This window comes from Gluconobacter sp. GP1 (genome assembly GCF_032913585.1).
In the GTDB taxonomy this organism is placed as follows: Bacteria; Pseudomonadota; Alphaproteobacteria; order Acetobacterales; family Acetobacteraceae; genus Gluconobacter; species Gluconobacter cerinus.
The window spans coordinates 1-536 of the sequence record NZ_JASGXC010000054.1 but is presented as its reverse complement, the minus strand read 5'-3'; the positions used below and the strand labels follow the sequence as shown (position 1 = coordinate 536).

The 536-nt window shown below is 60.8% G+C and carries 1 pseudogene; it reads left to right on the top strand.

The window, feature by feature from the left end:
* Positions 1 to 536: pseudogene (locus tag R5H23_RS16885) on the top strand (hypothetical protein); the annotation flags it as partial.

The following is a 536-nucleotide window of genomic DNA, read 5'->3' as shown; positions in this document are numbered from 1 at the left end:
AATCAGTTCACGCGCGCTCCGGAAGGCACAAAGACTGCCTCCGACCGGTCCGCGAGCCGGGAGCGGCGGCCAGGAGAACTCTCCGAGGCACAGGAGGTCGAGCTGTTGGCTGCGTGGAGCGGCAGGCCCGCTTCACTGGACATGGAACTTCCAGCGGAAACCGCGGCGGCAGGTGGCCACAGGCAGGAGGGCACGTCTTTCACGCAGGAGCCCCAGGCGGCCTCCTCAGGTGGAACCGGGTCACAGCAAAATGTGGCGACCGTGAAATCGGCAACCCACAGGCTCCTTGCTGCAGGAAGGGGCGTTTATGGCCATTCTCTTCTTGGTATCAACAGCGACTATCCCGGTACCCCGGTTCTCGTCGAAATTGATTCAGGACCACTCGCTCATGACAGGCTGTCGGGATCCTTTGAGCGTAAGGATGAACGTCTGGTCATCAAGTTCGATAAACTCATGATCGGTGACAGCGATCCTCTGCCGGTTTCAGCCTATGCCGTCGCACCCGACACCATGGAAACCGGCCTGGCCTCGGAAGT